Source organism: Rhodoferax sp. (genome assembly GCF_018780565.1).
GTDB lineage: Bacteria > Pseudomonadota > Gammaproteobacteria > Burkholderiales > Burkholderiaceae_C > Rhodoferax.
This window is the reverse complement of the sequence record NZ_JADMJN010000012.1, coordinates 16,524-29,177: the sequence shown is the minus strand read 5'-3', so window position 1 is coordinate 29,177 and position 12,654 is coordinate 16,524. Positions and strand designations below refer to the sequence as shown.

At 57.9% G+C, this 12,654-nt stretch carries 11 protein-coding genes; all 11 read right to left on the bottom strand.

The features are described 5' to 3' along the window. Positions 1–6: 6 nt before the first annotated feature. The 11 genes from IV109_RS16510 to IV109_RS16460 all read right to left on the bottom strand — a co-directional run bounded on the left by IV109_RS16510 (position 7) and on the right by IV109_RS16460 (position 12,395). Positions 7–720, bottom strand: a complete 714-nt coding sequence (locus IV109_RS16510) for an ABC transporter ATP-binding protein (protein ID WP_296699179.1) — start codon at positions 718–720, stop codon at positions 7–9. 59 nt (positions 721–779) lie between these two features. Beyond that, positions 780–1,727 carry an N-acyl homoserine lactonase family protein gene (locus IV109_RS16505; protein ID WP_296699563.1) on the bottom strand — a complete coding sequence of 316 codons (948 nt, stop codon included), beginning with the start codon at positions 1,725–1,727 and terminating at the stop codon, positions 780–782. A 5-nt stretch (positions 1,728–1,732) separates the two neighbouring features. Then, entirely contained in the window at positions 1,733–2,887 is a 1,155-nt protein-coding gene (locus IV109_RS16500; protein WP_296699177.1) for an iron-containing alcohol dehydrogenase, read from the bottom strand. Positions 2,888–2,917: 30 nt separating this feature from the next. Next, positions 2,918–3,571, bottom strand: a complete 654-nt coding sequence (locus tag IV109_RS16495) for an ATP-binding cassette domain-containing protein (protein WP_296699174.1) — start codon at positions 3,569–3,571, stop codon at positions 2,918–2,920. Continuing rightward, complete coding sequence (locus IV109_RS16490) at positions 3,568–4,347, bottom strand: ABC transporter ATP-binding protein (RefSeq protein WP_296699172.1); 780 nt, start codon at positions 4,345–4,347, stop codon at positions 3,568–3,570. The genes IV109_RS16495 and IV109_RS16490 overlap by 4 nt, the downstream gene beginning before the upstream one ends. Continuing rightward, a complete protein-coding gene (locus tag IV109_RS16485; RefSeq protein ID WP_296699169.1) occupies positions 4,344–5,306 on the bottom strand; it encodes a branched-chain amino acid ABC transporter permease in 963 nt (320 codons plus the stop codon). Before IV109_RS16485 ends, IV109_RS16490 begins: the two co-directional genes overlap by 4 nt. 2 nt (positions 5,307–5,308) lie before the next feature. Next, a complete protein-coding gene (locus tag IV109_RS16480; protein ID WP_296699166.1) occupies positions 5,309–6,211 on the bottom strand; it encodes a branched-chain amino acid ABC transporter permease in 903 nt (300 codons plus the stop codon). Between the two features lie 72 nt (positions 6,212–6,283). Next, complete coding sequence (locus tag IV109_RS16475; protein ID WP_296699163.1) at positions 6,284–7,606, bottom strand: ABC transporter substrate-binding protein; 1,323 nt, start codon at positions 7,604–7,606, stop codon at positions 6,284–6,286. 292 nt (positions 7,607–7,898) lie between these two features. Beyond that, the gene (locus tag IV109_RS16470; protein WP_296699161.1) at positions 7,899–9,296 is read right to left on the bottom strand and encodes an ABC transporter substrate-binding protein; all 1,398 of its coding nucleotides are present in this window, start codon (positions 9,294–9,296) and stop codon (positions 7,899–7,901) included. Between the two features lie 38 nt (positions 9,297–9,334). After that, positions 9,335–10,717 (bottom strand): sigma-54 dependent transcriptional regulator, encoded by a 1,383-nt coding sequence (locus IV109_RS16465; RefSeq protein ID WP_296699159.1) that lies wholly within the window; start codon positions 10,715–10,717, stop codon positions 9,335–9,337. Further along, complete coding sequence (locus IV109_RS16460) at positions 10,695–12,395, bottom strand: PAS domain-containing sensor histidine kinase (RefSeq protein ID WP_296699156.1); 1,701 nt, start codon at positions 12,393–12,395, stop codon at positions 10,695–10,697. The genes IV109_RS16465 and IV109_RS16460 overlap by 23 nt, the downstream gene beginning before the upstream one ends. Between the last annotated feature and the right edge of the window lie 259 nt (positions 12,396–12,654).

Below are 12,654 nucleotides of genomic sequence, written 5' to 3'. Positions count from 1 at the left end.
AGCCCGTCACGCCAGCGAGAGGAACCAGTCCTCTAAATCAGTATCCTCGGGGCTGACAGGGCGCTCGCCCTTGAGCTTCCCGGCCATCAACACCACCACCCGATCCGCGGTTTTCGCCACTTCGCTCAGGATGTGTGAGCTCATCAAAACGGTATGTTTCTTGGCCAAGGACCGAATCAAATGCCGCATCTCAATAATTTGACGGGGATCGAGCCCATTGCTCGGCTCATCAAGAATCAGCAATTGGGGCTCATGCAACAGGGCTTGCGCGATGCATACCCTTTGCCGGTAGCCGCGCGACAAAGTAGGCACAGGAGCCTGCAACTTGTCAGTCAGTTCCAGTTGTTCAGCCACGCGATCCACCGCCTGGTGCACTTTGTGCGCAGGTACCTGGCGCAAGCGGGCCATAAAGGCGAGAAACTCACCGACCCGCATATGACGGTACATGGGTGCCGACTCGGGCGCATAACCGATGCATTGGCGCGCCTGCATCGGCTGCTGTTGGACGTCGAAACCCGCCACTTGAAGCACACCGTCATCCGGGTTCAAAAAACCGGTCAGTAGCCGAATCAAGGTGGTCTTGCCGGAGCCGTTGGGTCCCAGCAGGCAGACAATTTCCCCCTGCTTGATGTCGAGGTCAATACCTGTCAGTGCTGCCACCGCACCGTAGCGCTTGGTCACACCACGAACAGCGACAGCAGGTGTTGAAGTTGAGTTCATAGACAAACAAGAAGGAACCCATGACTGCATTCATGAAGCCATGGGTGTTGAGTGGAAGATCAGTTGTAGAACTCTGGCGCCTGCTTGGTCACCTTGTAGGCATCAGGATCATGAGCGAAGAATATTTTTGCATTCTCTGAGTCGCGGATGTGCCGGATGCGCTGGTAAGTCTTGTAGCCCTCAATCTGATTGGTCGCACCACCCAGGGGGGGGAGAATGTTCTTGTCCAGATTTTCTTTCAGATAAACCGCATCACCCGTCAGGATCACCGAACCTGTTTTTGGCAGTTTAACCACTGCGAACTGGCTGCCTTTGGTGTGACCCGTACCTTTCAAGACGCGGAAAGTGCCGTCGCTAAAAAGGTCAAGGTCACCATTGAGCATGATCGTGTTTTGTTGCTTCATGCCTGCAAAGTCACCCGCCATGTAGAACGCCTGAAACGGATGGTCAGGAAACAGGGCTGCCTTGAACTCCTCTTCTTGCGCGATATGGGTGGCATTAGGGAACATGCCCAGGTTACCGGCATGATCAAAGTGCATGTGGCTGGTCACCACATACTTGATGTCCTTGGGCGTCAGGCCAATCTTCGCCAATTGCACAGGAATGGCATCATCCTTGTTCATCTTCACACCAAAGCCTTTGTGCAGTGGGCCCAACCAACCCTCGCCGTCGGCGATCACCTTGTCGTTGATGCCGGTATCAAACAGCACATTGCCATTTGGATGCTTGAAAACGTAGAAACCAACCGGACACCAGTCAACCGTTCCGGTGGCACCGGCCTGAAAGGCCGCTTTGGCAAAGCCGCCCAAAGAACCCGACGAAAAAACGTAGAGTTGCTGCGCAGCCACCGGCGCAGCCAGCAACGAGGCCAGAACGGCACCCGCCGCCCAGCGTTTGTAAAACTTCAGCTTGCTTGACTTCATGCTATCTCCTAATAATTGAATTGCTGTTGATGTTGGCTTACCTATCGCGTTCAATGGTGCGGCGAACCAACGCGCCCCCAACACGCCATTCAAAAAGCAGCCTGATAAATCGCCAGCGCGTCAGCAAGAGTGACGTCACGCGGGTTGTTCACCAGCAAGCGCTGCACCTTCATGGCATCCTCAGCCAGCAGGGGCAAATCTGCTTCCTTGACACCGGCGTCGCGCAGAGTCTGGGCATAAGGCATGGCGGCCACTCTCTCGCGGATGGCAGCGACGAAGGCAGTCGCAGCCTGCGTGTCATCAGCCCCGACCTGTGCCGGCAAAATGGCGCGCCCCAATTCGGCATAGAGCGCCTGCGCTACCGGCAGGTTAAATGCGAGTACGGGGCCCAGCACCAGTGAATTGGTCAGGCCATGCGGCAGGCCGTAGTGGCCACCCAGCGGATAGGCCAGCGCATGTACCGCACCGACCGGCGCGTTGGCGAAGGCCATGCCGGCAAATAAAGAACCCAGCAGCATGTTTTCGCGCACGTCCGGGTTTCTGCCATCACTGACAGCCATCGGAAGGTTGGCATAGAGCAACTGCAGCGCCTTGATGGCCAACGCGTCGGACAACGGGTTTTTCTTCAGGCGGGTGGTGAACGCTTCAATCGCATGCACCATGGCGTCCACCCCGGTCATGGCAGTGATGGCCGGCGGCAGGCCCAAGGTCAGGCGGCTGTCGAGCAGCGCCACATCGGGGTAGAGCAGCGGCGACACCACGCCCTTTTTTTCATGACTAGGCGTGGTCAGAATCGATATCGGGGTCACTTCCGACCCCGTACCCGCTGTCGTTGGCACTTGAATCAGCGGCAGGCGCGGCCCACGGGCCAGTCCGATGCCGTAGATATCGGGCAAGGCCTGGGGCGTGCGGTCCAGCAGGGCGACCAGCTTGGCAGTATCGAGCGAACTGCCGCCGCCAAAGCCCACCACACCGTCCACGCCTGCAGCTGAGGCCGCATCGACAGCGGCCTGGACGCTGACTTCCGGCGGATCGGCCAGCACGTCAGAAAATACGGTGCAAGCAATGCCGGCGGCCGCCAGCGAAGCGAGCGCGCCGTCGATGAGATTGGCCTTGATCAGGCCGACATCGGTCACCAGAAACAGCCGTGTAATGCCCAAACTCCGGGCAATCTCGCCTAGACGATCTGCGCCGCCCTGCTCGCAAATGATCTTGGGCGCGGTTTCAAAAGAAAACTGGGGCATGAAAAATCCTTTCGAACTAATGGATTGGGTTCAGCGGGCGGTGACAACGCCGCGCTCGATGCGGTAGACCAGGTCAACCAACTTGGCGCTGTGGACGTCATCGGATTCCGAAAGGATGACGGAAAGACCGTCTTTGCGCAGGTTTGCAATAACTTCCGTCAAACGCTGTGACAGCACCGGTGCGACACCTTCAAACGGCTCATCCAGCAGCAGTAGGTTATGACCAGGCATCAGTGCGCGGGCCAAAGCGACCAGCTTTTGCTGTCCGCCGGAGAGTTGCAGGGCGCGTCGATCGCGGAAATCGGCGACTTCCGGCATCAAGCCATATATCCACTCCAATCGCTCCTTGGCTTCCCGGATGCTGTTGGCCCAGGCTGGCAACAAGATGTTCTCCTCCACCGTTAAAGACGGGATCAGGCGACGGTCTTCCGGCATGTAGCTGATACCGCGCCTGGCCAGTTGGAAGGGTTTGAGTTGCTGCAGGTCCATACCCGCAGACATAAGGCGCTCAGCCTTGACCGGCATCAATCCCATGATGGCCCGCATCAGCGTGGTCTTGCCCGCACCATTGCGACCGATGAGGCCGACCATCTTGCCAGCGGGCACCTCCAGACAGACATCGCGCAAGATCGGGATACGGTCAATAGCGACGTTCAATGATTGAATTTCAAGGGCGGCGTTCATGCAGATTCTCCCAGCGCAGCACTAACATCCAGATGATGACCAATCACGAGTTCCTGCACCCGTGCATCACCCAGGACGCTTCGCGGTGGGCCGTCGGCGATGATCTCTCCGCTGTAGAAAGCCATGATGCGGGTCACGTAGCGGGCCACGATTTCCATGTCGTGCTCGACGAAAAGCACCGTAACGCCATGTTGACGCACGACGGCCATGACCGTATCCATCAGGGCGAATTTTTCTTCCACGCTGACGCCGCTGGTGGGTTCATCCAGTAGCAGCAGGCGCGGCTGGCTGACCAGCGCCATGGCGATATCCACCAGTTTGCGCACGCCTTGCGGCACGGTACTGACGAGGGCGTCACGGTAGCGGCTGACACCGAACTCGGCAAAGATCGCATCGGCCCGCTCCCGTCTTTCCGGGGTTTCAAGTGGGAGCCACATTGATGGTTGTGATCCCTCGGCTGCAACCAAAGAGACCAGCGCGTTTTCCAGCACTGTCAGCTTGGGGAACAGTTGCGCCACCTGAAACGAGCGTGCCATGCCAAGCCGGGTGATGTCGCGTGGCTGACGCCCGATGACTGATTGACCATCGAACAGAATGTCTCCGCTGCTGGGTGGCAGGTAGCCGGTGACCATATTGATGAACGTGGTTTTGCCTGCACCGTTGGAGCCAATAACCCCGACGATTTCACCTTGACCGATGTGAACGTTGAGGTCCTTGGCTGCAACCACGGCGCCGAAGGTCCGGGTCAGGCCCCGAGTTTCGAGAATGGAAGTCATACTGCCACCCCCGGCTTCTTGTCACGTGCCACCAGACTCCACAGGCCTTTGGGCAGGAACAGGATGAGCGCCAGCAAAATAAAGCCCAGGGTCATTTGCCAGGTATTGGGGGCCTCTTGAATAGCGAAGGTCCGGATCACCGAGAACACGATGGCGCCAATGAAGGGGGCCGCCACATGGCCGGTGCCGCCCAGAATGGCAATGAAGACAAATTCGCCAGAGGTCGTCCAGAACGCCATGTCGGGGTCAATGTGTCCGCTGGCCAGGGCTGTCAGCCCGCCGCCCAATGCTGAGACGCCAGCGGCGACCACGTAGTTGACAAACAGGACGCGCTGCGGTGAAAGTCCGAGGTATTCGACACGAATCTCGTTCTCGCGCACCGCCTCGGTGACGCGGCCCAGGCTGGAGACCATAAAGCGGTGAAAGCCCAGTGCAGCAACGGTGGCAACCAGGACCGCGAGCAGGTACAAGGCCTGTTTCCTGGCATCACCTTGCGGCACCCAGCCCAGGAAGCTGGGCGGGGCCACGTTGAAACCATCGGTGGAACCAAGCGCGGAGGATTTGACCAGCACACCGTAGAGAATCATCGACAGCGCCAGCGTCAGCATGGCGTAAAAAATTTCCCGGTAGCGCGTCAGCAGCCAGCCGCAGGCCAAGGCCAGCAAGATAGCCGAAACGGTGCCCACTGCCAGCAGGGCAAAAGCATCGTTGACGCCTAGATACTGTGAGGCGAGACCGACCCCATAGCCGCCAATGCAATAGAACAGTGCCTGACCAAAGGAGACCAACCCGGCGCGCATCTGGATGACGACACCCAGAACGACCAGCGCCTTGGACAAGGCCAGGGTGAGCAGGAAAGCCAGCCAGGCGGGCATCACCCACGCTCCAGCGGCGAACACTGCGCCTGCCAGCAATAGCGCGGGCACAGTCGCAGAGGATGAGAGTTTGCGTAGCGACATATTCAGATCTTTCTGACCAGGGTTTGGCCAAACAGCCCTTGCGGACGGATGGCCAGCACCAGAAACATCACGCCGTAGATGACAAATAGTTCAATCTCCGGTGCGATATGGACGGCAAAGGAGCGTGACAGGCCGACCAGCACAGCGCCAGCGGCAGCCCCACCAATACTACCCAGACCCCCGACCACAATGACCGCGAAAGCCAGCACGATGACTTCGACGCCAATGCCCGGCGAAACCGAAATCGCGGGCGCTGTGAGCGCACCAGCCAGCGCGCCAAGAATGGCACCAATGGCAAAAGTGGCAGCAAACATCGCGTTGACGTTGACACCCATTGCAATGGCGATTTCACGATCATGAATGACGGCACGCAGCAAGCGCCCTTTGTTGGTCTTATTGATTGCGGCCCAAGCAACAAGGCCAACCAAAATGGCGACTGCGATTAATGCCAGGTCATAGTTGGCAAAGCGCAGGAAGTCGCCGACAGCGGTCTGTCCCAGCAACTTGTAGGGCTGGTAGGCGAAATAGGGATTGACGCCCCAGATCAATTTGGTGGCATCTTCAAGGATTAACAACAGTGCGTAGGTGACGATCACCATCAAGATCTCATCACGGCCATGAAGAAAGCGCAGCAGACCCTGCTCAATCGCCAGGCCAACAATCGCGCCGACTACCAGGGCGCAAGCAGGCAGTATCAGCAGGCTCCAGTAGGGGTTACCGGGTTCGCCGGAGAAGTACCAGCTCACCAGCGAGGCGGCCGAGTAGGCACCGATAGCGTAGAAGCTGCCGTGTGCCATGTTGAGAACGCGCATGACGCCGTAGATGATGGTCATCCCGGCCGCAACAAGAAACAGCCAGGACGCGTAAATCGCCCCGTCGAAGAGGATTGCCAGCAGTGTGCTCATAAGATTTCCAGACAAAGGTGCGGCCGAAAGCCGCGCCTTTGTCTATGGGTAAGGTTCAACAGATACTGATGCTTAGTTGCACTTGGCACCAGGGAAGCCGGCCTTGATCCAGTCGGCCGGGCTGGTGCCGTCAGGTGGCATCAGGCAATCGCCCGCGTAACTCTTGACGTTCGAAACGCTTGCCTTGCCAGTCTTGGCATCGAACTGGTACTCACCAAATGAGACACCCTGAACGGCCTGGTGACCTTTGGCGCGAGCCATGTTGACGGTGCCACTCGGTGCCTCAAAGGTTAGCCCAGTCAAGCCCTGGACGATCTGGTCGGCTGTGGGCATGACGCCGGCTTTTGCCGTCTTCTCTGCGGCGGCCTTGAGACCAAGGATGGCCTGGATCATCTTGTATGCAGGGTAGGTGGGAGCATCCTTGAACTCGGTGGTAAAGGCGGGGCGGAACCAGTCGTTGAGGGCGTTCTTGGGGGAGAACGCACCAAAGGGACCGCGGCCACCGATGATGGTGCCGTTTGCGACTTGGTTCTTGAACGATCCCATGCCGGTTTCGCCAGCGGTCAAAACGACCGTCTTCTTGTCAAACAGGCCGCGTGCGCCACCCTGCAACATCAGTGCCTCCATGTCGCCACCCCAGAAGCTGGAATGAATGAGTTCCGGGTTACTGACTGAAAGAGCCGATATTTCAGCGCCATATTGCCCTTGACCAAGCTTGGGCCACTGCTCGGACACCACTTTGGCTTCGGGCTTGAGCCGCGCAAAAGCAAGCGCAAAGTCTGCCCACGACTCCTGGCCCCAGGCATAGTTTTGCTGAATGCTGGCGATAGTCTTGATGTTGGGCCGCGTTTCCGCGACGTAGCGGGCTGCTGCGACGTTGTCAACGACAGCGTCAAGGCCGGTGCGGAACAGGTATTTCGGATTCTTGACGGTCTCGAAGACCTTCGAGGTGCCGCAATCAAAGAAGATGGTCGGCACACCCAGTTCTTCTGCAGCCGGGGCAATGGCCAGGCAGTCGCCGGACGAAATGTAGCCGATGACTGCATCGACTTTTTGGCGCTGGACCAGATTGCGGAATTCTTCGGATTGCTTGGTGGCGCCGCCGGCTTCGTCCAGCAGAATCATTTCGATTTCAAGGCCGTTGATGCCTTTCTTGCCATAAGGGGCGGGCACCTTGCTGTTGTTCAGGGCCTCAACAGTGAGCTTGGCCGCGTTCGCCGCTGGCACGCCGAATGGGCCAGCGGCAGCCCCCGAGAGGAAGGTCACCACGCCAATGCGGTATTTGCCGTTGTCGGCGGCATTGGCAGAAGTCGCCATGCATGCCGCAAGCGCAATAACGCCAGCAGTAGCGGTCAGTCGAAAGCTGCCATTGGAAGCTGTAGATTTGGTTTTCATGGATGTCTCCTGGTTGGTCATTATTTGGAGATGGGGATCGCTTGCTTGAGTCGTTCACGCATACCCCACCTTGGACAGATATCGCAAGAGGTGTGCCACATGGTTCATGAAAACCCGAGGTCCGTCACCACACCGGGGAGAACCAGTATTTGGCTTGTCACCGAGCACCGATATCAGACTCGCAAAGAGCCGCTGCGTGAGCGAAAACCGCTCAAAGATGTGCAACACCACCCTGGGTTGAGCGCAATACGCTCAATCCAAATGCCAACAACAAGTCCAAGACGTCAACCCTTTACCTGGCTTTACCGGATGCCTGCCAGAGATCGGGTTTTGTGCCGGGGCTGGAATAGTTGCTCTCACCATGGGCACGGGCACGGACTCGGCGAGAGCGAATGAGATCCAGGGGCAACTGCAAGTCCTCAGCGCGATAGACCGTCCACCGCCCAAGCATGAACTTGGCCGGTGGGAAGTCGCTGTTGGGCACCACTTCACCAATCGCCTGAGCCTGCGCAATCTGATGGGTTTGCGCATCAATGTGGGAGACATGACCGTCCGGGTCCTCGGGCAGTGTCATGTGCAAGCCCTCCAACGCGCGGATCAGTTGTTCATTGCCAGCCTTGCGCCCGGCCAGGCGCATGGCACGGCCGATAGCGATGATGCCTGCATAGGCACCTTCGGCGGCATAAGTGGGAAACCGACCTTCAAGACGATAGAAATCGTTCACGAACTTGCGGTTGCGCTGCGTCTCGGGCCAGTTGTTGTGGTGTCGCGCCGAGAGGATCAGTCCGGTCGGAAACTGATCTTCCAGGGAGACCAACACATCGTAATTGCCACCGGTGTCAAAGTTGGCCAGTCTGGTTTTTTCCAGCAAGCCAGCAGCCACCGCCTGCTTGAGAAAAGCGATGAAATCGCCGCCCCACAGCGCAGTGACCACAACGTCCGGTTTCACCGCCAGTAACGAGGCAATGTATACCGTGTAATCGGGCTCATACAGGCGTGGCCAAAAATGACCAACCATGTCGTAACCAACCCCAGCACCGGTCAGTGCATCTTCCAGGTCTCGCCACGAGATATGACCATAGTCGTAATCAGGTCCGATAAAGGCCAAGCGCCGCCACTTGTTCTTTTTTTGCAGATCAGCCAGGTATCGAGCGCCTGCCGCCATTGAGGTGTAGGTGTCGTTTGAGACCCGGAAATAGTGGCGATGGAAATCCTCGATGCTCAATCGGGAAGATGCGTGGTCAGTGCCGATCATGATGACTTTTCGTTCGCGCGATACCCTGCTGACAGCTTGCGCGACGCCGGAACTGACGACGCCGCAAAGAAAGCGGGCCTTATCGCGGGAAATGAAATCCTCGGCAATACGGGTCGCGACGGATGCCTTCGAGCGATCATCCTCCACCAGGATACGGAGCTTGGGTGCAGTGCCTGGCGGCACCCCCGCCGCCAGGTCGGCAAGAGCCAGCTTCATGCCTGCAATGCTGTCGCGGCCATATATGGCGGCCCTCCCGGCAAGCGGAAACAGACAGCCCACTGTGGCATCGGCAGTTTGCACTGAAGCACCAAACTCAATACGGGCCTGGCTGGTGAACGGCCAGGCCAGCAGCGCGCTAGCAAGCACCAACCCGCCATGCCGGATTGAACGCAGCCTGCTAAATAGACATATGACGATGCCAAACAGTGTGAACATTTATTCTCCGGCTGCTGCGGTTTGTCGTGGTAAATCAATTACTCGATAGCGAGTCGCTGCAGACGCCGCTTGAAGGCGTGCCGGGAAATGCCCAGGCGATCTGCCGCCTGACCCTTGTGGCCAGCACATTCGCGCAGCGCGCAAATGAGTAGTTCGCGCTCAGCTACCGCCAATGTGTCGCTGATAGACGCTTGTCCTGGCGGCTGAACCGGCGCAGCATCCGTTGCGGCACTTGTGATGCCCGGTATGGTTTGACCCGATTCACCCATTTCCGGCGGCAGTTCCGCAAATCCGATGTTGCGTCCAGGAAACAGGATGGTCAGGCGTTCAATCAGGTTTTTCAGTTCACGCACGTTGCCCGGCCAGCGGTAGGCTGCCAGCCGATCCAGCACTGGTGCGCTGAGGCTAATCGGGAGTACACCTTCCTCCTGGGCGTACAGGCCTGCGAAGTGTTTGGCCAGATGCACAACATCGTTGCCGCGGCTGCGCAATGCTGGAATTTTCAGGCAAATGACATTGATGCGGTAGTACAGGTCTTCGCGAAATCGCCCGGCGGCAACTTCTGCGGCCAAGTCCCGATTGGTTGCCGCCACCACACGAACGTCGCCGTGCATAGAGCGTGTCGAACCAATGGCACGGTACAAACCATTTTCCAAAAAATGCAGCAATTTCGCCTGTAGGGTGAGCGGCATCTCTCCGATTTCATCGAGAAAAAGCGTCCCTTTGTCAGCGAGGGCAACCAAGCCAACCCGACGCTGGTGGGCGCCGGTGTACGCGCCTTTTTCGGCACCAAAAAGTTCCGCCTCAATCAACTGTTCCGGGAGCGACGCACAATTAATTTCGATAAATGGCCCCGCTTGCCGGGCACTGCCAACGTGTATCGCCTTGGCCACCAGTGCCTTGCCAGTACCGGACTCCCCGAGTATCAGAATACGGGCTGCGCTGCTGGCAGCCACGCGTGCGATGAGTGCCGCCAGATCGCATATGGCGTCACTCTCCCCAACCAGCCCGCCACGGCGAAGCGCGGTGCGTCGATGAAATTCAATCTCGTTGACCATGCGACCGCGCTCCAGCGTGACGCTGATGGTATGCAACAGGTCGTCAAGATCAAAAGGTTTGGTCAAGTAATCGGCCGCACCCATTTTTACGGCCTTCACCGCCGCCCGCGTGTCGCCGTGTGCAGAGATCATGATCACCTGCGGTGAGTCGCCCTCGCGGGGCATTGCCTCCAGAACCTCAAGTCCGGTCTTGTCCGGAAGGCGCAAGTCGAGCAGCACCAGATCCGGCTGCAGATCGGCAACTGCCTGTAGCCCGGACTGCCCGGTTTGCGCGCCGTGAACCTTATAGCCCTCTTCCTCAAGGGCGAAGGTGAGTGAACTGATGAGGCTGGCCTCGTCGTCAATGATCAGAATAGTCGGCATGATGGATGGGCTGGTCAAGGGGGAATAGGAGACTCACAACGGTACCGTGTCCGGGTGTGCTGTCAAGTGTCATTGTGCCGCCGTTGAATTCACACAACTGACGCGAAATACTAAGGCCAAGGCCGACGCCCTTGGTCTTGGTGGTGAAGAAGGGGTCTCCGACGCGCTCAATGAGTTCGGCCGGAATGCCACAGCCGGTGTCGCTGACCTCGATTGCCCCTTTCCCGGCAGTTTCATAGGCGCGCAACACCACAGCACCACCGTTCGGAGTCGCCTGGACGGCGTTCAGGGCCAAATTGAGAATGATCTGCTGCAGATGGTCCGAATCGACCCACAACACCAGGTCAGGATTGCCCTGACAGCTGAAATGCAAGCCTCGCCCCAATAGCTCAGGCTCAATGATTTCAGATATCCGACGGAACAAATCACGCACCGGTACCGCACCAGGAAGTGGTGGACGCGGTCGACCAAAATCCAGCAGGTCGCTGACCACCCGCGCCAGTCGATCGATCTCACCCTCCACTGCAGTCAGCAACTGGATACGCTTGGGATCCTGCTCACGCCGAGCGAGCGCCTGAACACTGGTCTTGATCGCCGCCAGCGGGTTGCGGATCTCATGCGCGATACCGGTCGCAAATTCCCCGAGCACAGCGAGTTTCTCAACCCGAACTGCACGCTCAAGATACTCGGCGAGCTTGCCCGACATGGCGTTAAACGCATGCGAAACGGTTGCAATTTCATCGTTTCCGAACTCGGGTACCCGGTGATCGAGTTGTCCTGATGAAATCGCTTGGGCTCCGCTCAGAAGCAGGCCAATACGCCTGCGCAAAAGTTTGGACAGGCGAAAAAACAGAAACACAATCAGCGCTGCGCTGACCAGCACAGCCAATAGCAAAGCCATCCTCTCAATCGCAAAAGCCTTTAGCAAGCCCCCGGACTCGACCTCGAGCAGCGGCCGCCAGCCGGGCAGAATCTCAGGGCCGGAAAGGACCTTGCCCAACACCTTCGCCGAGTGGCCGACGTAATTGATGTCGCCACCGGGCGTGCGCAATAGAGGTTGCAAGGTACCTACCATCGCCGTCCCGCCAAGTTGTTCCGTGAGCGAGCCAAGACGCATATGCAGTGCGATGTAGCCAGTGATCTGATTGGCCTGTTTTTCGTATAGCGGATGACGCACCAGCAGCCACCCGGAATCGCCGTCGGCGGCGGGTTTTGGGCCAACAATTTCGGTCTCGCCGAGTCTCGTTATTGGCAGTTGTGCGATGTCGAATGGGCGGTCCGCCCAGTAGGGCGGACCAGACGCGGCCTGACCAGGCACCGCACGCTGCAAACGACTGTCGGTATCGAAGAAGAGGATGCCGTAAAGGTCTGGAAGGTCGGATTCAAGTTGCAGCAATGCGGCCACTTCATTGGTCTCATTGCCCTTGCCGGCAACTGCAAATCCCGCGATTCCCGGATAATTGGCCAGCGTTTCAACCTGGTAGCGACGGGCCTCGACATAGGCACCGAGCCGGTTGGCTGTTGCCGTGAGATGCGTCGATATTTTTTCGCCAAGCAACTGTTCGAGCGCGTTGCTGGTGAATCGGTCGTATAGCAGCCCAATGGACATCACAGGCAACGTGGACGCGAGTACCGACAAAATCAGATACCGACGAACGATGCTTTTTTGAATGGCCATTGGCTTTATAGTCTCAAATTAATCAGTTCGCGGCTTGTCGCAAGTTCTCATGCGATGTGCTAGCCGTCTAGTACGATCCAGTTGAAGCAATCTTAATGGATAGAGCTCACGGGAAACAGAAATTTCAAAAGTGCTGATTTTTTCCGGTTTGTCATTGCGACTGCGGATCACAGTCACGGTCCGTGATCGTTGCCAATGCGCTACGTTCTAGCCTGTCAGTAGCAGGGACTTCTGCATTAGCGCCTGACCTGACGAAAAT

Bases quoted from the DNA above. Each gene is read 5' to 3' on its own strand.
- IV109_RS16510 (WP_296699179.1), bottom strand. From the start codon at position 720: ATGAACTCAACTTCAACACCTGCTGTCGCTGTTCGTGGTGTGACCAAG.
- IV109_RS16500 (WP_296699177.1), bottom strand. From the start codon at position 2,887: ATGCCCCAGTTTTCTTTTGAAACCGCGCCCAAGATCATTTGCGAGCAG.
- IV109_RS16495 (WP_296699174.1), bottom strand. From the start codon at position 3,571: ATGAACGCCGCCCTTGAAATTCAATCATTGAACGTCGCTATTGACCGT.
- IV109_RS16490 (WP_296699172.1), bottom strand. From the start codon at position 4,347: ATGACTTCCATTCTCGAAACTCGGGGCCTGACCCGGACCTTCGGCGCC.
- IV109_RS16485 (WP_296699169.1), bottom strand. From the start codon at position 5,306: ATGTCGCTACGCAAACTCTCATCCTCTGCGACTGTGCCCGCGCTATTG.
- IV109_RS16480 (WP_296699166.1), bottom strand. From the start codon at position 6,211: ATGAGCACACTGCTGGCAATCCTCTTCGACGGGGCGATTTACGCGTCC.
- IV109_RS16475 (WP_296699163.1), bottom strand. From the start codon at position 7,606: ATGAAAACCAAATCTACAGCTTCCAATGGCAGCTTTCGACTGACCGCT.
- IV109_RS16470 (WP_296699161.1), bottom strand. From the start codon at position 9,296: ATGTTCACACTGTTTGGCATCGTCATATGTCTATTTAGCAGGCTGCGT.
- IV109_RS16465 (WP_296699159.1), bottom strand. From the start codon at position 10,717: ATGCCGACTATTCTGATCATTGACGACGAGGCCAGCCTCATCAGTTCA.
- IV109_RS16460 (WP_296699156.1), bottom strand. From the start codon at position 12,395: ATGGCCATTCAAAAAAGCATCGTTCGTCGGTATCTGATTTTGTCGGTA.